At 70.4% G+C, this 17,485-nt stretch carries 19 protein-coding genes; 4 read left to right on the top strand and 15 right to left on the bottom strand.

Annotated features, from left to right (window positions below):
* Positions 1-35: 35 nt before the first annotated feature.
* The 13 genes from BJ998_RS31935 to BJ998_RS31880 all read right to left on the bottom strand — a co-directional run bounded on the left by BJ998_RS31935 (position 36) and on the right by BJ998_RS31880 (position 12,698).
* The gene (locus tag BJ998_RS31935; RefSeq protein WP_184867037.1) at positions 36-944 is read right to left on the bottom strand and encodes a discoidin domain-containing protein; all 909 of its coding nucleotides are present in this window, start codon (positions 942-944) and stop codon (positions 36-38) included.
* Between the two features lie 662 nt (positions 945-1,606).
* On the bottom strand, positions 1,607-2,146 hold the full coding sequence (locus BJ998_RS31930) for a phage tail protein I (protein ID WP_221338193.1): 540 nt from the start codon (positions 2,144-2,146) through the stop codon (positions 1,607-1,609).
* Positions 2,146-4,095 (bottom strand): putative baseplate assembly protein, encoded by a 1,950-nt coding sequence (locus BJ998_RS31925; RefSeq protein ID WP_184867036.1) that lies wholly within the window; start codon positions 4,093-4,095, stop codon positions 2,146-2,148. The genes BJ998_RS31930 and BJ998_RS31925 overlap by 1 nt, the downstream gene beginning before the upstream one ends.
* Complete coding sequence (locus BJ998_RS31920; RefSeq protein ID WP_184867035.1) at positions 4,095-4,502, bottom strand: gp25 family contractile injection system sheath assembly initiator; 408 nt, start codon at positions 4,500-4,502, stop codon at positions 4,095-4,097. The genes BJ998_RS31925 and BJ998_RS31920 overlap by 1 nt, the downstream gene beginning before the upstream one ends.
* Before the next feature lie 12 nt (positions 4,503-4,514).
* On the bottom strand, positions 4,515-6,449 hold the full coding sequence (locus BJ998_RS31915; RefSeq protein WP_184867034.1) for a phage baseplate assembly protein V: 1,935 nt from the start codon (positions 6,447-6,449) through the stop codon (positions 4,515-4,517).
* A complete protein-coding gene (locus BJ998_RS49285; RefSeq protein ID WP_184867033.1) occupies positions 6,446-7,213 on the bottom strand; it encodes a LysM peptidoglycan-binding domain-containing protein in 768 nt (255 codons plus the stop codon). The genes BJ998_RS31915 and BJ998_RS49285 overlap by 4 nt, the downstream gene beginning before the upstream one ends.
* A complete protein-coding gene (locus BJ998_RS31905) occupies positions 7,210-7,662 on the bottom strand; it encodes a phage tail protein (RefSeq protein WP_184867032.1) in 453 nt (150 codons plus the stop codon). Before BJ998_RS31905 ends, BJ998_RS49285 begins: the two co-directional genes overlap by 4 nt.
* 3 nt (positions 7,663-7,665) lie before the next feature.
* The gene (locus tag BJ998_RS31900) at positions 7,666-8,130 is read right to left on the bottom strand and encodes a phage tail protein (protein ID WP_184867031.1); all 465 of its coding nucleotides are present in this window, start codon (positions 8,128-8,130) and stop codon (positions 7,666-7,668) included.
* 10 nt (positions 8,131-8,140) lie between these two features.
* The gene (locus tag BJ998_RS31895; RefSeq protein ID WP_184867030.1) at positions 8,141-10,036 is read right to left on the bottom strand and encodes an eCIS core domain-containing protein; all 1,896 of its coding nucleotides are present in this window, start codon (positions 10,034-10,036) and stop codon (positions 8,141-8,143) included.
* A gap of 120 nt (positions 10,037-10,156) precedes the next feature.
* On the bottom strand, positions 10,157-10,297 hold the full coding sequence (locus BJ998_RS49280; protein WP_312890584.1) for a DUF6760 family protein: 141 nt from the start codon (positions 10,295-10,297) through the stop codon (positions 10,157-10,159).
* A gap of 17 nt (positions 10,298-10,314) precedes the next feature.
* Entirely contained in the window at positions 10,315-10,704 is a 390-nt protein-coding gene (locus tag BJ998_RS31890; protein WP_312890423.1) for a phage tail assembly protein, read from the bottom strand.
* Positions 10,701-11,162, bottom strand: a complete 462-nt coding sequence (locus BJ998_RS31885; RefSeq protein ID WP_184867029.1) for a phage tail protein — start codon at positions 11,160-11,162, stop codon at positions 10,701-10,703. Before BJ998_RS31885 ends, BJ998_RS31890 begins: the two co-directional genes overlap by 4 nt.
* Before the next feature lie 30 nt (positions 11,163-11,192).
* Entirely contained in the window at positions 11,193-12,698 is a 1,506-nt protein-coding gene (locus BJ998_RS31880) for a phage tail sheath family protein (RefSeq protein WP_184867028.1), read from the bottom strand.
* 182 nt (positions 12,699-12,880) lie between these two features.
* Between BJ998_RS31880 and BJ998_RS31875 the strand changes: the two genes are divergently transcribed.
* The 4 genes from BJ998_RS31875 to BJ998_RS31860 are packed head-to-tail and all read left to right on the top strand — an operon-like array spanning position 12,881 to position 14,945.
* Positions 12,881-13,435 carry a Pvc16 family protein gene (locus BJ998_RS31875; protein WP_184867027.1) on the top strand — a complete coding sequence of 185 codons (555 nt, stop codon included), beginning with the start codon at positions 12,881-12,883 and terminating at the stop codon, positions 13,433-13,435.
* Positions 13,432-13,824 (top strand): PAAR domain-containing protein, encoded by a 393-nt coding sequence (locus BJ998_RS31870; RefSeq protein ID WP_184867026.1) that lies wholly within the window; start codon positions 13,432-13,434, stop codon positions 13,822-13,824. Before BJ998_RS31875 ends, BJ998_RS31870 begins: the two co-directional genes overlap by 4 nt.
* 4 nt (positions 13,825-13,828) lie before the next feature.
* Positions 13,829-14,293, top strand: a complete 465-nt coding sequence (locus BJ998_RS31865; protein ID WP_184867025.1) for a papain-like cysteine protease family protein — start codon at positions 13,829-13,831, stop codon at positions 14,291-14,293.
* 10 nt (positions 14,294-14,303) lie between these two features.
* A complete protein-coding gene (locus BJ998_RS31860; protein WP_184867024.1) occupies positions 14,304-14,945 on the top strand; it encodes a hypothetical protein in 642 nt (213 codons plus the stop codon).
* A gap of 55 nt (positions 14,946-15,000) precedes the next feature.
* Here BJ998_RS31860 and BJ998_RS31855 read toward each other — a convergent pair whose 3' ends face one another.
* Both BJ998_RS31855 and BJ998_RS49275 read right to left on the bottom strand, forming a co-directional pair.
* Complete coding sequence (locus BJ998_RS31855) at positions 15,001-15,654, bottom strand: helix-turn-helix transcriptional regulator (protein ID WP_184867023.1); 654 nt, start codon at positions 15,652-15,654, stop codon at positions 15,001-15,003.
* 123 nt (positions 15,655-15,777) lie between these two features.
* A complete protein-coding gene (locus BJ998_RS49275) occupies positions 15,778-17,247 on the bottom strand; it encodes a sigma-70 family RNA polymerase sigma factor (protein WP_184867022.1) in 1,470 nt (489 codons plus the stop codon).
* Positions 17,248-17,485 lie beyond the last annotated feature (238 nt).

Raw genomic sequence — 17,485 nt, 5'->3', positions numbered from 1 at the left:
CGGTGTCCGCCCGGGGCCTCCTCGCTGGATTCGGCTCAGCTGCGCTGGAACAGCTCGACCTCGCTGAGCGCCACGTCGGTGCCGTGCAGGGACTGGTACGTGGCCATCACGTGCATTTCGATGCTGGTGACGTTGTGGCCGTTCTGGACGGTGAACTCCTGCGGGTCGGGCTGGTCCTTCAGCTGCAGGTCGTCGGTCTTGCCGTTGGAGAACACCAGGTGCAGGCGCTCCACCCGGAAGTACTGGTCGAACTTGTCGTTGTCGCCGTTCTGGATGATCGCCTTGTCGATGTTCACCGGGCGGTCGAAGGTGAACACCAGCGTGGCCTCCCCCTTGTTCGTGGGAGCGGCCCAGAAGGTGTTGCTGATGCTGTCCGCCGACTGGTCGGCCGGGTGGGTCGGCTCCTCCAGCGTGGCCGTGACCTTGGTCGGATGGACCGGCGCGTACGTCAGGTCCAGCGCCGACTGCGCGTCCTGCTGCCACGACGCCACCTGGTTGTTCACCCAGGTACGCACCGCCGGCAGCGACCCGTACGCGATGCCGCCCAGCACCAGCACGACGGCGACCAGCGCCCGGATCGTCTTGAACACCGCGCTGAACGCCGTGCCGGTGGCGGTCCGCTTCGCCTTGCGGTCCTTGGCCGTCCGCTCCAGGGCCTTGCGGACCTTGGTACGCCGCTTCGGCAGGATCTTCCGCCACCACGGCGTCTTCACCACCTCGGCCGCCAACAGGCTGGCCCCGCACCGGCTGCAGAACTTCCGGGTGTCGGGGTTGCCCTCCCCGCAGTCCCCGCAGATCAGGTCGCCGGGCTGCAGCCGCCGCGTCGGCGGCTTCTTGACGACGGCCGTCACCCGCTTCTGCTCGCGCTCGGGGAGAACGGAGAGCGTGTCGGGCTTGGGCGGGGTGGGGGTGGCGTGGAGCGGGGCGACGAGGGCTGCCTCCACGGGCGGCTGGGGCGTGGGCGGCTGCGGAGTGGGGAGTTCAAGTGATGAGGAAGGCGCGGCCGGCCCCGTCGGCGCGGCCGCGCCAACCGAGCCGGCGAGAGGACCCGGGGGCACGGGAGGTCCGACGGTCGCGGCGGGCGGACCGGGAGGACCACCAGCGCCGGGCGGGCCTGGAGGCTTGGGCGGACCAACCGTCCCCGCGGGCGGACCAGAAGGACCGGCCGGGGTCGGTGGGCCGACCGTGGCCGCAGGCGGTCCGGGAGGGCCAGGAGGCTTGGGCGGCCCGACCGTTGCGGCGGGCGGGCCAGGAGGACCGCCAACACCGGGAGGACCAGGGGGTCGGGGCGGGCCACCGACGCCGGGAGGGCCGGGGGGCCGGGGCGGGCCACCCATGCCGGGAGGGCCGGGCGGTCGGGGTGGACCGCCCATGGGGCCGCTCTGGGCGGGCATGGGGTCGCGCTCACCGACGTCCAAGTACACCAGGGACTGGATGCGTTCGAGCAGGCTCCGCTTGGCGGGAGCCGGCTCCTCGGGCTCGGGCTCGACGACGACGGGAGCCGGCTTGGGGGCTATCTTCTCGCCTGTCCACTCCAGGAACTCGCCGCACGACCCGCAGAACGAGTCGGCATCCTTGTTGTGGAAACCGCAGCTCCGGCAGACGATCACGACGCAACCACCTCCACCCTGTGCACGACGTGTGCCGGCTTGGCGGCGGACACGACGGCGTCGACGGCACTCACGGACACGGAACTCGGGTCGGCGACGGAGACCCGGACGGCCAGGCGGGGGTGGTCCTGGCCGGGGAACTCGGCGCCGGGGGTGGCCGACCAGGCGACGCCGCCGCTGTCGGCGATGCGAACCCGGCCGCCGGTGAGGACTTCGAGGTTGTCGCGAAGACCCGAAACGGTGCCACGCATCCGGTACATCTGGGCGGCATGGGCGATGGCGGCCCGCTGCCGCTCCACGGGCCAGCTCTCGTCCAGTTCGAGGCCGACCCAGCCGGCCAGCCAGGCGAGGAAGTCCTCGGGGGCCAGCGCGGGGTCGAGGTAGGCGGCCAAGTTGTCCAAAGTAGACAACACGGGGGCGAGAACGTCGTCGAAGCCGGCGATGAACCGTACTGTGAAAGGATCCTCTTGGTAGATGCCCGGTAGCATGGCCGACAGCGGAACGGCCGTCGGCAGGCCGGGCACGGTGCCACGCATCAGTGCTGCTCCACTCTCACCTGGTGCTCGTACGAAAAGACGAGGCTGCACGGGTCCAGCTCGATGCGCTGGCTCTCCCCCTCGCGCACACCGGTCACGGGGTTGGCCCCGAACAGGCGAACGTCCTCGACCATGTCCACGCCGCGAACCCGTTGCAGCAAACCGAAGATCTCGCCGGCGGGGACGGGACGGCCGAAGGGCCAGCCGGTTCCGTCGGGGCCGCCGCTGATCGGATTGAGGTACGCGTACAAGGCCGACAGCGCGTCGGCCCGGACGCGAGCAGTGTCGACGCGCGGCCGGGCGATGATCCGGGTGACGACGGTGACGCCACGGTAGCGCGGCGGCTCGACGAGTACCCGGGTGCCGATGAGCCGAACCTGGTCGAGGTGATCGGCGATCCGCCGCAGCATGTCCTCCTCGGGCACCAACTCCGCCAGCTTGATGCCGCCCTCCTCGGCGACCGCCGGCACGACCAGCACCCGCACGGCACCGGCCTGCACGTCGTCCTCGCCGGCGGTCACGCAGCGGACCCGCGCCAGCTCGGGCGCGATCTCCCGGACGATCGCCTCGTAGTCCTCGGCGGTGACGGCCCGGCTCCTGGTACGCAACAGGATCGGGCCTCGGGCCTTGGCCTCGTCGATCGTCTCGGCATCGACGCCGCCCTTGGCGAACTCCAGGTTCTCCACCCGGTCCACGAACGGGATCGACGACTTCAAGGTGCGAATGGTCCCCTTGCCGACGTTGCCCTGCCGGCCGCCGCCGGTGGCATAGCGCCGGATCCGCACGGACTCACCGGCGTCCGGCACGGCCCCGTGCTGGCGAATGCTGCCGTCGGCGTCACGAACGGCCGGGCCGAACGTCACGGTGCCGGCGACCTCGTCGAGCACATAGTGCCGGTCCGAGGCGCCGCTCCAGGCAAAGCCGCTCACCTGCTGCCATTCCTGCCAGCCGTCGTCGGAGCTGACCTCCACCACCGGCGACGCCACGCCGCCCAGCAGCGGCGACCGGGAGATCCGGAACTGCTGCCCGGCAACGCCTTCCGACATTCCCAACAACTCGACGTCGACGATCTCGGCGTGGATCGCCTCCACGGTGCCGCCGACGGTCGACGCCGCCAGGCCCATGATCACCGGCGAGTCGCTGTAGGTCGGGAAGCCCTCCGGCACGGCGATCACCCTGGCCCGCAACCACCCCGCGCGCTGTCCGACCAGGACGGACGCCTCATGCGTGTCCGGCACGTGCACCAGCACGCCGCCGGCCTTGTTCAAAGCGCCGGTGTCGTCCCGGCTGACCAGGCACTCCGTCCACCCGGCTCCGGTCCACGCCTCCCACACCAGCGGCGGCTGCTCGGGATGCACGCCGACACCCTCGACGTGGCAGTCGAAGTCCAGCCGCACCACGCAGCTCGGCACGGGATCGGTCAGCCCGACCAGCAGCACGTCGTCGACCTGCGGCGACGCGCTGAACGCGCCGAAGTGCCGGCCCAGCTTGAGCTCCTCGGTCCGCTCGACCGGGGCATCGTCCTCGATGGACTGGGTGGCGACCTGGCTCAGCGCGCAGGGCACGATCTGGAGATCGCGGCGCGTGCTGAACAGGATCGACTCCTCCAGGTCGGTACGAGGCGTCGCCACGCTGGTGCCCATGGCGACGCCGACCGAGGTGATCGCCGGCGCGGACAGCCAGAACGTGACCGGAACCTCGGCGGGGGTGGCGGGGATCAGCCGCAGGCCGATCATGTCCAGGAACTTCACGTACAGCCGGTCGGGCACCTGGTTGAGCCGGAACAGCAGCTGGTCGGTCATGTACGCGAAGGTCTCGATCAGGGTCACGCCCGGGTCGGACACGTTGTGGTCCGTCCACTCCGGACAGCGGCGCATCACCATGCGCTTGGCGTCGTCCACCAGGTCCTGGAACCGGCGGTCGTCGAGGTTGGGCACCGGCAGCGCCATCAGTAGTCACTCCCGTCCTCGGGGATGGTGTAGAACGGGAACACCAGGTTGCGGCGGTCGTTGGTGTGCTTGATCCGGTAGCTGATGTCGATGTACAGCACGCTGCGGTCGTCCGGATCCGGCCGCACGTCCACGAGTTCGACGTCTACCCGGGCCTCCCAGCGCAGCAGCGCGTTGCGGACCTCCTCGGCCAGCTCCGCGGCGGTCGCCGCGTCGGCCGGCCGGAACACGAAGTCCCGCAGCCGGCTGCCGAACGCCGGCCGCATCGGTCGCTCGCCGGGATAGGTGGCCAGGATCAGCCGCATGGCCTGCTCCAGCTCCACCTCGCGGCGGACCAGCTCGATGCCGCCGCGCGGCGACACGCCCAGCGGGAACGCCCACCCGGCGCCGACGAAGTCCTGTGACACCACTGCCTCTTCTCAGTTCAGCTTGATCAGCGAGCCCTGCACCTCGACCACGGCCGAGCTGGAGATCTTCACCCCGGCCTGGCCGGACAGTTCGAGCTGCCCGTCGCTGGTGATCTTGAGCCCGCCGGCGCCGGCCCTGAGCTCGATGGAACCCGCCCCGGAGCACTCGATGACCAGCGAGCCGGCCGGCGTGCGGCTGGCCGGCGGGGCCGGCTTGCACGTCAGCGTGACCGTGCCGCCGACCTGGTCGATGGCCAGGCCCAGGTTGCCGTCGCCGGTGCCGAGCGTGATCGACGACGTGGTCGGCGGCGCCGCGCCGGGCGGCCCCGGCGGCAGGTCGTCCTCCAGCAGCAGGCCGTTGCCGGCGGGCGAGGTGATGCCGCGCTTGACCACCGAGCCGGAGCCGTTGACCGCGGAGCTCAGCGGCTCGTACGACGAGTTGTCGTTGACCAGTCCGCCGATCACGTACGGCCGGCGCGGGTCGCCGAACTCGAAGCCCAACAACACCTCGTCGCCGACCTCGGGCAGGAACACCAGCCCGCTGCGGCGACCGGCGCCGAGCTGCACGACCCGGGCCCAGTCCGACTCGTAGTCCGGCGACAGCCACGGCAGCGCGACCTTCACCTTGCCCTTGCTGTCCGGGTCGTTCGAGTTCGTGACGACCCCGCACACGAGACCGGTCAGCCCCGGATGCTGTTCCGCCGCACCGGAGGCGAGCTTGAGCAGTGAGCGGTCCTGCCGGCCGCTGACGTAGAACCGGGTGTGGTAGCCGTTCTCCGCCGGATCGAAGACGTGCTTGGCGTTGGTCACGGTCCAGCTGCCGGCGAACTGCTTGGGCACCTTCGCCACGGTCACCTTCACCCCGGCCTGGATCTTGGGATCGCCGACTGCGGTGCCCTCCGCCTCGGCGAAGGTGCTGGAGATGTGGTCCGCCAAGCCCTTCGCGGCCTCGTTCGCGGCCGAGTCGGCCGCCGATCCGGTCGCCAGTGGACGGTCGACGACCACGTACGCCGTGTTGCTCGGCGAGGAACCGAAGTCGATGTGCGGCAGACCCGGGATCGGCGGCAGCGCGGGCAGATGCGGCAGCGGCGGCAGCAGGCCGTCGGTGAACGAGTTGGCCAGCTGGCCGGGCTCCTCGCCGTCGATCTTCGCGGTGCCGGTGGACGCCGACGCCGAACCCACGGCCACCCGCGCCGACTTGGCGTCCCACACCCGGACCTCGACGTCCGGCGTGATGTTGGCGGCGGAGATCCGGGGCAGGAAGGTGATCAGGTTGTCCTTGAACGTCAGCGTCGGGCCCGCGCCGATGCCGGTGAGGTCGGACAGCGTGTCCAACAGGCCGCCGCCGCTGGGCTGGCCGGACGCCTTGCGGAAGAAGAACTTCCCGCCGACCACGCCGGTCTCGTAGCCGATCTCCCGGGCCCGGCCGACCAGGAACTCCCAGTCGGTCTGCGCGACCTGGGCGATGTGCGTGTGCGTGGTGCCGGACTCCTCGACGGTGCCGACCTCCAGCCCGGCGTGGTTGGCGACCTGCCGCGCGATGTCGGAATCCCGCATGTTGAGGAAGGTCCGGGTGCGGCGGGCCCGCTGCAGCCGGTGGGCCTTCTCGTAGCCGCGGATCACGGTGTAGATCACGGCGTCGGCGCAGATCGCCTCGATCGCCGTGACCTCGCCCTTGATCAGCGACGTGGTGCCGGTGCTGGTGGCGTCGCCGGCGAGGATCTCCACGGCGGTGCCGATGGACAGGCCGGCGTCGTCGGTCACGGTGCCCGACTCGTCGATGAACGTCAGCTCGAACATGTCCGGCAGGTGCAGGTGCGTGTCCACGACGGCGCGCACCAACTTGTTCTGCACCAACGGGGACAGCGGCATCCCCATGACCGCGCCGATCTTGATCGTCGGCCACACGATGGCGGTGGACTGGCCCAGCAGGCCGCCGGGCATCATCGGGTGCTCCCGGACGTCAGCTCGTCGGTGTTGGGCAGGTAGAGCGTGCTGCCGGGACGCACGCGGGTGGGGTCGTCGATGCCGTTGACCTCCGCGATCCGCCGCCACAGCGCGGGAGTCCCGTAGTTGGCGGTGGCGATCGACTGCAGCGTCTCGCCCTCGCCGACGGTGTGCGTGCGCCGGCCGGGCCGGCCACCCGAGGTGGGGTTCATCGGGAGGCTGCCGAGCAGGCTCGGGACCTCCTGCAGCTGCAGGGTGATCATCGCGCGGATCGGGATGCCGGCCGAGGTGAACCGCTCGTAGCTGATCTCGCAGTTGGTCATCCGCACGCTGTACATGAAGCCGATCATCGGCGGGCCCCACTGGAAGGTCAGCACCGGCGGCTCGGTGGTCAGGTTGGCGCCGGCCAGCGCGGCCACCATGCCCACCAGGTTGAGCGCGCTGCCCGGGGCCATCCAGCCCAGCAGGGTGTCGCAGCGCAGCTTGGTGGTCATGCCCTCCAGCTTCACCTCGCTGATGGTGATCTTGGAGTTGCGCACGTTCTGCGTGACCATGGCGTTGCTGCTGCCGTTGGTGGAGGTCGGCGTCGACCGGTTGCCGTACGAGCCCGTCCGGGACATGCCGATCTTCTTCGGGTTGAAGTCGAACGGCACCACGCCGAAGTTGGCCGGGTCGGTGCAGCGCAGCATCGCCGGCACGCGCGCGCCGGCCAGCGCGGCGGCGCCGATGGCCGCCCCGGCGGCGATGTCCAGTGCTCCGGTCACAGGAACCCCTCGTGCACGAGTTGCAGGCTTTCGATGGCCACGCCCAGGGTTCGGGCGTCCAGCTCGGGCCCGTCCCACTTGCTCGGGTAGACGTTGCGCAGCGACCAGCTGGCCACCTTCTGCGCCTTGGAGTCGAACAGCGTGATCTGCGCGGTGCCACCGCCGCCGCTGCTGTCGGCGTTCACCCAGCTCTGCGCCTTGCTGCTCAGCCACGCCTGCACGCGCGGCGTGTCCTGCGCGTTCATGGCCCGCTGCAAGGTGATCGGCGGGTACTCGATCTGGCCGGGCAGGTAGGTCGGGTGCTGGTAGTTGCCGCCCTCGTACCAGACCTCGGGCTTGAAGTCGACGCTCAGCCCGGAGCAGCGCGCCCAGCCACCGAGGTCGACACCGTCGACGGTGACGTGGAAGCGGGTGACCAGGCCGAGCATGGCCGCGGCGTTCATCGGCATGGCTCAGCCCCCGTAGCTGACGTCGTCGTCGAGGAAGCCCTCGTGCACCAGCTCCAGGGTCTCGATGGCCACGTTGCTGCCGCCGGCCTCGAAGTTGGCGATGGACCACTTGGCCGGCATCGCGTTCTTCAGGTGCCACTCCAGCACCTTCTTGGTCGACGAGTCGTACAGCGTGACCTGCACCTCCTGGTTGGCCTGGTTGTGGAAGGAGGTCTTGCTCAACCAGTCCTTGACCTTCTCCGAGTCGCCCTGCGCGGCCGCCCGGGACAGCCGGACGTGGCTGTACTTGGTGTTGCCCGGGAAGAACCAGCGCTGGTTGCCGCCGTCGCCGGCGCGGTAGTCGGCGATGTCCCACGTCACGTCCAGGCCCTCGGCCTTGGTCCAGCTGCCCAGGTCGTGGTCGCCCGGCGTCACCTTGACGGTGAACCGGTTGGCCAGGCCGATCACCGACTGGTCGTTGAGTGGCATGACTTCTCCCCTATCGGTAGTCGGTCAGGTGGCCGGCGCGTTCCCGGTCGACCAGCAGTTCCAGCCGCAGCCGGCTACGCAGCCGGGTGTAGAGCCTGGCCGACAGCTCCTCCAGGTCGAGATCATTGATGTCGACCTGGTGGTGCACGGTCGTGGTGGTGGCGCTCGGGGCGCTCGTCGTTGCGGCAGCGGTGTGCGCCTGGGGCTGCGGAGGGCTCTGCTGCTGTGCTTGCGTCGTCTGGGCTGGCTGCGACTGCTGTTGTTGCTGGTGGTGCACGGTTTCGCGGTGCAGGTGGTGGCCGTTGTGGGTCAGCCGGCCGAGCACCGCCGCCTCCAGATAACCGGCGGTGGCATCGGCCGGCTCGTCCTGGTCCTGCTGCTGTTGCTGCGTGCCTGGCGACGACCGCGGCTGAACCGCTGCCGCGGTGGTCTGCGACAACGGTCCGTGCTGCGATTGGGTTGTCTGATGTGCGCCCGGCGACGTGGGTGGGGCGTGCCGGGCGGCCGATGGTCGCAACCGCGACAACACCGCCGCTTCGAGATAGCCGGCGGTCGGATCGGGTTGTTCCTCTTGTTGTTGCGACTGTTGTTGCTGCTGTTGCTGGGGCAGGCCGAGGGCCCGGCGTTGTTGCGCGGTGAGGGACGGGTTCTGCCACTCCTGCTGGACGACGCGACGGGCCGTGTCGGTGGCGACGCGGTCGACCTCCTCGCGGACACGGGCGTCGATCACCTGTTGCGGGGCAACGGTTGCCGGCGTGCTGGTCGGGGCGAGCTGGGTGTGGCTGTCGGCGGCGAAGCTCGGGGCCGGTGTGACCCTCGGGGCGTGGATCAGCGGCTGCGGCTCCGGCGCGGCCGACTCGCCGGCGTAGAAGCGTTCCACCGCAACGGCTTCGGCCTCCAGCGCCTGGCCGTGCTCGGACGACGGCGACGGCAGCGACAAGCCGAGGGTGCGCTGCTGCACGGCGTGCACGAGCTCGTGGGCGACGAGGCCGCGGGCCTTCGGAGAGGTCAGCGGGCCGGCCTCGTCGGGCAGATGCACCTTGCCGGCGCGGGTGAACGCCCGCGCGCCACGGGATCGCGCCTCGGCCGACACCGCTGGGCCGCGCACCACCGGCACGTCGGCGACGTCGACCTGGTGCGTCTGGCGCATCGCGCCGGCGAGGTCCGTCGGCACCGACTCGTGGATCAACGGCGCGGGTTCCTCGGCCGCGACGGGCGGCGCGGGCGAAACGACCGGTGCGACGACCGCTGGGGCAGGCTCCTCGGGCGCCGGTTCCTCCGAGACCTGGTGCGCCGCCGACGAGATCGGCGCGCCCAGCCCGAGCCGCCGGGTCTGGCCCAGGTTCATCCGCCGCTCCGGCTTCGGCTTCACCACCGGGGCCGGGGGCGGTGGCGGCGGCGGGGTTTCCATGATGGGCAACGGCAACGGCAGGTCGGGGATGCCCGGCTCGTCCGCCTGCTGCATCGCCCAGGCCGGCGGGGTGTACCGCAGCCACGCCGGCGCCCGGTGCGGAACCTTGGGCTCGCGGGGCTCCTCGACGTGTTGCTCGTCCACGTAGGTCAGTGGCTCCGGCTCCACCGGTGCCGACGGCAGCACGACCGCACGGCGCCGGGTCGGCCGGTGCACGACATCCGTTGCGGCGCGGTCGAACCGAACCGGCTTGATCACGGAGGCGATGCCCTGCACGGAGCCGCGAAGGGACGGTTCGCTGGCCGGCATCGGCTCGCGCCGCCCGGGCAGCGGAGGCAGAACGGGGGCGGGGCCGATGACCAGCGGCGCCTTCGCGCCGAAGGTTCCCGGCAGCGGCGGCAACGCGGTCCACTCCCGCGCCTGCGGACGCTCGACGCCGGCCGGCTCCGTGCCCGCCACCGCCTCCACGGCCCGCCTCCGAAACGGCCAGCGCATCCGCCCTCCCTCAACTCTCCGTGACTGCCTTACCGTTCGGGAAGGGACCATTCCGCACGTTCAATGTCAGGAATGGTCCCTTCACAGCATTCGGACCGACCGCGGTGTCACTGTGGGTGACTACTGGGTCTGCTCGGCCAACTGGGTGTGGATGCGGCCGATCTCGGTGATCATCCGCTGCCGCACCGGGTGCTCCAGGTCGAGGATCGACTCGAAGGTCCAGTGCAGGTAGTAGGCCACGTACGCGACTTCCTCCCAGATCCGGTCAGCCGCGCACGTCAGGATCCCCCCGGCGCATCACCGGCGATGTCGACCCCGAAGTCCTTGCCGCAGTGCGGACAGCTGACGGCGACCTCGGTGTGGCCGTCCTGGTTGATCCGCCGGTACAGGTCCTGGAGGAACGCCAGGTCCGAGGCGAACAGGTTCTCGATGACGAACGTGTCCACCGCGGACAGTTCGCCGAGCTCGGTGACGGTCCGCTCCAGCAGCAACACCGTGAGGTACGCGGGGTTCTGCTTGGATCGCTGGTCGGCCTGCGTGGTGATCTCGTCCCGGGCGGTGGCCAGCCGCATGACACCGTTGCGGTGCACCCGGCCGTTCTCGTCCACGTAGCCGCGCGGCAGCGTGAACGGGTACTCGGTGCGCAGGGTCTCCTGCACGGCGGTCACGGCGCCACCCGCTGGATGTGCTCGCAGACCAGGGTCACGGTCTCCATCAGCACCTCGCTGGCGCCGGCCTTCAGAGCGCCGATCTCCAGCTTGGCCGGCCACGCGTGCTCAAGGTGGTACCGGGCCACCGGCTTGCCGTCGGTGGAGTACATCACCAGCGAGCAGCTCTTGCGCGCGGCGACGATGTCGCCGTTGAGCACGGCCTCGTGCCACGCCCACAGCTCCATGCTGGAGTTCTTGCCGCGCTTGAGGACCAGCGTCGGCGGCTTGGTCTTGCCGGGCAGCTTCTTGAGCACCACCGCCTTGTCGGTGGACTCCATCAGCTCGACCGCCTCGACCTCGGTGGTGATGCCGAGCAGCTCGGCGAAGGAGGCGATCTCGTAGCCGTCGATGGTGATGGAGAACCGGGCCGCGGTGAGCGCGTCGCTCGGCTGGTTCGGACCGAGTCCGGAAGGCATCGTCGTGTCTCCTTAATGGACGGTTCGGGACTACTCTTCGAGCGAAGCGCCCTCGGAGAACTGGGAGATGCGGAACACCACGAACTCGGCCGGCTTGACCGGCGCGATGCCCAGTTCGACGGTGAGGATGCCGGCGTCGCGGTTCTCCGGCGGGTTGTTCTCCTCGTCGCACTTGACGAAGAACGCCTCGGCCGGCGTGCGGCCGAACAGCGCCCCGTCCCGCCACACCCGGCGCAGGAACATGGTGATGGTGCGCTTGACCGAGTCCCACAGCTTCGGGTCGTTGGGCTCGAACACGACCCAGTTGGTGCCCTGGAGAATGGACTTCTCCACGTAGTTGAACAGCCGCCGCACGTTGAGGTAGCGCCACTCCGGGTCGCTGGACAGCGTGCGCGCGCCCCACACCCGGATGCCCTGCCCGGGGAAGGCGCGGATGCAGTTGACCGAGACCGGGTTGAGCGTGTCGTGCTCGCCCTTGGTGATGTTCAGCTCCAGCGTCACCGCGCCGCGCACGACCTCGTTGGCGGGGGCCTTGTGCACGCCGCGGTTGGCGTCGTTGCGCGCCCAGATGCCGGCCATGTGGCCGCTCGGCGGCACGAAGACCTGCTTGCCGGCGACCGGGTCGGCGACCTTGATCCACGGCCAGTACATGGCCGCGTACTTGGAGTCGTAGCCGGTGAAGTCCATCCGCCATTCCTTGACGCGCTGGGCGTTCAGGCCGGGCGGGGTGTCCAGGATGGCGACGCGGTCGGACATCAGCTCGCAGTGCGCGATCATCGCCAGCTGCACGGCCTTGACGTCGTCCAGGGAGATCTTGCCGTGCTGGTAGGCGGCCATCAGGTCGGGCACGCACAGCATGGTCACGTTGTCGATGGCCTCCAGGCCGCCGAAACCGGTGCGGTCGGCCGAGTTGCCGACGTAGTCGCCGGCGTTGACGACGTCCGTGCCGCCCGCGGGCAGTGCGACCTCGCCGACCTGCGGCACCGCCAGCACCTTGCCCTTGGTGTCCTCGACGGTGATCAGCTTCGACTGGGCCCGGACCACGGTGACGACGTTGTTGGCGCCGCGCCGGGTGGTGACGTTGTCGAAGGTCTCGACGGGCTGGCCGCCCTGCTTCACCACCAGTTTGAACGTGTCGTCGGCGGGCTCGCCGGCCGGCTGCACCTCGACGCTGACGCCGGTCAGCTCCGGCTGCTTGGCGGAGACGGTCAGCGCGACCCGACCGTCCACTGCGGACGGCAGTTCGGCGATGGGCGCGGTGTCGCCGGCGGCGCCCCCGACCCGGACCACGTACGCGGTGCCGCCGCCGTTGAGGAAGTAGCCGTAGACGGCGTGCGCGAGGTGGTAGCCCTCGACGAAGTCGCCGAAGGAGCGCTTGAACTGGGTCCAGCTGGTGACCAGGACCGGCTCGTTGACCGGCCCCTTCTCGGCGAATCCGACGAAGGCGGCGACCGCGGTCCCGACGGCCTCGATCGGCCGCGAGCCCGATGAGACTTCCTCCATGTACACGCCGGGCGCGAGGTAGCTGCTTGGCATCGGGCCCTCCCTGACAGACACTGGCGACCACGCCATCGTGACCAATCGGCGGTATCGTTCCCAGCGGCAGCGGGGCGGGACGAAGGGCGACCGGGGCTGCCCCTAGGGGCGGCGGTCTCAGGTCCGAAAGGACGCCTGTCCGCCACTGCGATCGCCGGCGTCCGGCCCGGACACTTCGTGCTGTGATCCCCACCGTCGACCAGGCGCTGCGCGACCTGCTGCGGAAACGGCTGCCGGACGGCACCGCCGTTCTCCTCGCCGTGCCGACAGCTTTGGACGCCACGGACTTGCAGCCCGCCGTCTCGCTGACCCTGTTCGGGCTGCGGGACGACGCGCGCGGCCGGTCGGCCGGCTGGGACGACGTGCGGGGCGTCGACGGCACGTTGCTCGGCCGGCGGGCGCCGACCCGCCGCTACGAACTGTCCTATGTGGTCCAGGCGCACGCCGCCGACGTCGAGTCGGAGCACGCGCTGCTCGGGCAGGCGCTGATCGCCCTCACCGACGAGGACACCGGCCTGGACCTGCGCCTGGGCGAGACCCTGCCGTGCGAACTGGGGTTCCCGCCACGGGCCGGCTTCGTGCTGACGGTCAACGCTCCGTACGTGCCGCCGGTCGACACCGAGTTGGCCAAGCCCGCCGACGAGGTGCACCTGGGCGTGGCCAACACCGTACGTCCCATGACTCCCCCGAACGGCCGGAAGCAGTGGGCGCGCAAGCGGATCGAGGAGACGCCATGAGCCCCGGGGCCAAGCAGGGCGACCAGGTCGTCGGCACGGACGTGCACATCGTGATGATCCCGTCGCCCGGCGGCCCGGTGCCGACGCCGCTGCCCCACCCGTTCGCCGGCATGATCACCGGCGGCTGCAGCACCGACGTGACGATCGGCGGCATGCCGGCGGCGACCGTGGGCAGCACGGCGACGAACTCGCCGCCGCACATTCCGCAGGGCGGCCCGTTCCAGGTGCCGCCGACCAACCAGGGCACGGTCACCCAGGGCAGCTCCACGGTCCTGATCAACAACAAGCCGGCCGCCCGGGTCGGCGACCCGGTGACCACCTGCAACGACCCAGCGCCGTCGCCGACGAGCTCCATCGTCGGCGCGGGCACCGTGATGATCGGCGGTTGACACCATGACAGAACCCTGGGAACCGTTCAGCCACAGCGAGACCGTCGGCATGGTGTACCAGCACGACAACACCAGCTGCTGGGCCGCCGGCATCGCGATGCTGGTCGGCACCGACCTGGACAGCGTGCTCGGCGAGTACCGGGACGTGGCCATGACCTGGGACCGGATCGAGCCGATCGCCCAGCACTGGGGCGTGCACGAGGTCTACCCGGCGTGCGGGGTGCCCGCGTACTGGGTGACCGAGCTGTCCGACCACGGTCCACTGTGGATCGTGATCAAGCAGAGCGCGATGGGCAACGTCAGCCACGCCGTCGTGCTCTACGGCATCTGGTCGGACGGGACCACCGCCGGCACCTGGATGTACTACAACGACCCGATCCACGGTCCGCAGCAGCTGGACTACGCCACCTTCGAGCGCTCGTTCGAGCTGGGCGCGAACTCGCGCGCCAACATCTTCGCGACCCGCTGAGGAGACAACGATGACCGACACCACGCCGCAGGTCAGTCAGGACGAGTTCCACCAGGCACTGCTGGCCGACGCCGGCAGCTTCGCCGCCTACACCGCCAGCGACCAGCTGGCCGGCACGGGGGCGCCGGAGACCATCGGCGGCGAGGGCGGCGCCGTCGACACGATCGTCAACGTCGGCAAGACCGTGATCGAGCTGCTGCACAACACCGCCAGCATCAACGCCAGCGAGTACGCCAACGCCGTGCCGGCCGGGGTGGACCCGATGGCGCTGACCGGCTGGGCCGCCGAGCCGGGCAACATCAGCCTGCACTGGAAGGCCTCCAGCGAGTGGTGGCGGGTGTGGCAGGCCGACTACGACTTCCAGGTCGGCGTGTCCTACTACTACGGCGCCAGCCACAACGGCGTCGGCCGCTACCTCGACTACGTGGCGCCGTGGATCGCGGTCAACTACCTGCCGCCGGACTTCTCCGTGGACGTGCGGGTGGTCGTGCCCAACCACGCGATGAACCGCGGCGACGCCAACTCGGGGCCGATCGCCGCCCTGCCGTTCCAGCTGAACGTGACGCTGAACGGCTTCTTCTCGCACGTGGTCAGCTTCAACCAGCACTACAACGCGGAAGTGGTGGGCACCGGCGCCGGTCACTGGCACTGACCCGGCAGCATTGAGGGGCGGCCGTCCGCGCCGCCCCTCAATGCGGAACCGATGGTCAGATCAGGCCTTCACGCAGCGCGTAGGCCACGGCGTGCGGGCGGTTGCGCAGGTGGAACCGGTTGGTGATGTCGTGCATGATCGCCTTGACGGTGCGCTGCGAGTAGCACAGCTGCTCGGCGATCTCCTTGGTGGAGTAGCCCTCGGCGACCAGCCGCAGCACCTCGGTCTCGCGGGCGGAGGTGCCGCCCAGGTGCAGGCCGCGCGGCTCGAGCACGTTGCGCTGCAGCCGGGCGACCCGGTCCAGCAGCCGGCCGAGCAGGTCGGGCGGCAGCGCGCCCTCCCCGGTGGCGACGGCCTGGGCCAGCCGCACCAGGGCGTCGGCGTTGATCTCCGAGCGGCGGGCCACCGCGCAGACCCCGTTCTCCACCGCCACGAGGATCTCGTTGTCGTCGATCTGGCCGGCGATGAGCGCGACCTTGGTGTGGCCACCGCACTGCAGCGTGCGCAGCAGCTTGGCGGCGTGGTCGTCGAGCCGGTCGGCGACCACGAACACGACCGCCGATCTCGCCTCCGCGCTGTCCTCGTCCACCAGGCGGACCTCCGGCCTGGTGCGCAGCGTGACGGCGACCCCGCCCTGCAGGATCGGATCCGTGGCCCGCACGAGCACCGGGACCCGGGTCAGCGTGGTTGCCGCCGTGTCAAGTTCCATCTCGCCTGTCTCCTTCGGCTGTGGCGTGCGGACGCTCACAGGAGTGAGCTCCCGAAGCTGGGAGACCTGGGGAGATCGAGGAACAACAACTTTCTCCCAGAAATTTTTGGGGACTTCGCTGCGTCACGAGATGACCGCCCAATTCGCACTCACCGTGATGGTCTGGCCGCCGCTGGCGGTGAAGGTGAGGGTGGCGCCGCCGGAGCTGTCGAACGTGGTCAGCGCGACGGAGACCGTCACCGACCCGTTCGTCGCAAGGGTGCCCGAGGCGGGCGTGACCGTGACATGAGGGTTGGAACTGGTTGCGCTCCACGCCAGCGATCCCCCCTTCGACGAGATCGTCACGGACGCCTTGCCCGAGTTGAGGTTGAGCTCGCGTGGGGTGACACCGAGCGTGCCCCGGGGCGGGACGCTGCTCGACGGCGGCGGCGTGGTCGTTGTGGTTGTTGTCGTCGTCGTGGTGGTGGTCTTGGTCGTGGTGGTCGTCGTGACGACCGTCGTCGGCGGGGCGGCGACCACCCGCGACGTCGTGGTGATGGTGGTCGTCGTCGGATCGGCCGTCGTCGTGACGGTCGTGGTTTCCTCGGTTGTGGTCGGCGGCGGCACCGACACGGGCGACGTCGTGGTCTTCACGGGTGGCAGTGCCCGGCGTTGGTCGGCGGGAATCGGCGCCAGGAAGGTGTAGACGCCGAGCATGGCCAGCATCGCGGCGACGGCGGCGATGGTGATCCACGGCGGCCGGCGCCACGGCGCCCGGCCGACCGGGAAGCCGTCCCGACGCCGGAACGGGCCGGCGCGTTCGGCCAGGTCACGGCGGTAGCTGACCAGCTCCGGGTTCTCGGTCTCCTCGGTCACCTTGTCGGTGATCTCGCCGCCGGCCACCAGCAGCGGGATGAGCGCCAGCAGCTGCTTGGCGTTGACCCGCCGCCGCTTGTTCTCCCCGCAGGTCTCGCAGTTGTCGATGTGCCGCGCGATCCGCTTGCGCAGCAACGGGGTCATCCGACCATCCCAGCTGCGCAGCATGTCGTCCAGCACCGCGCACGCCTGCCGGCCGGTACGGGCCACGATCAGCGCCGACAGCGACTTCTCGAACTGCTGGCGGGCCCGCGACAGCAGCGCGTTCGCGTGGTTGACGGAGACATCCAGCGCCGCGGCCAGGTCGGGTCCGGCCAGGCCGTGCGTGCCGGCGAGTTCGAGGACCTCTCGCTCACCCGGGTTCAGCCCCTCCAGGGCCTCGCGGACCAGCCGGCGCATCTCGTCCAGCCGCAGCTCGCTGTCCACGTCCTCGACGGCCTCCGGCAGGTCGCCGGCTTCCTCCAAGGCGACCAGCCGGCGGTGGCTGCGCCGACGGCGGTGGCACTCGTTGCGGGCGATCGCGTACAGCCAGGGTCGCAGCCGCTCCGGGTCGCGCAGCTGGGTCACCCGCTCGGCGGCGACGATCAGGGTGTCGTGCAGGACGTCGGCGGCCGCGTCCCGATCCTGCAACTGGGCGACACAATAGGTGTAGAGGGGGTCGGCGTACCGCTGGTAGAGCTCGGCCCACCCCTGCCGGTCGCCTTCCACGATGGCGCCGACAAGCTGCGCGTCCTGCACAAGATAAGACGGTAGGGGCGAAACGCGGGATGGACGATCGACCGGGCGGCCCCAACGGCTGCGGCCGAACCGCCGTCAGGGAAATCCCTATACAACTGTCCAAGGGTCTCCGCTGAGCGACACGGCCCTTGCAGTGCTTACGCCGCGCGTGCCGCGCGGGGCGAGGCCGCCTTCAAGCCGGTGCCTTCCCTTGCCGCATGTCGATCGATGGACAGACTCGATCGACATGCGGCCGCGG

This window comes from Kutzneria kofuensis (genome assembly GCF_014203355.1).
Lineage (GTDB): Bacteria > Actinomycetota > Actinomycetes > Mycobacteriales > Pseudonocardiaceae > Kutzneria > Kutzneria kofuensis.
This window is presented reverse-complemented; position numbering and strand designations above follow the sequence as displayed.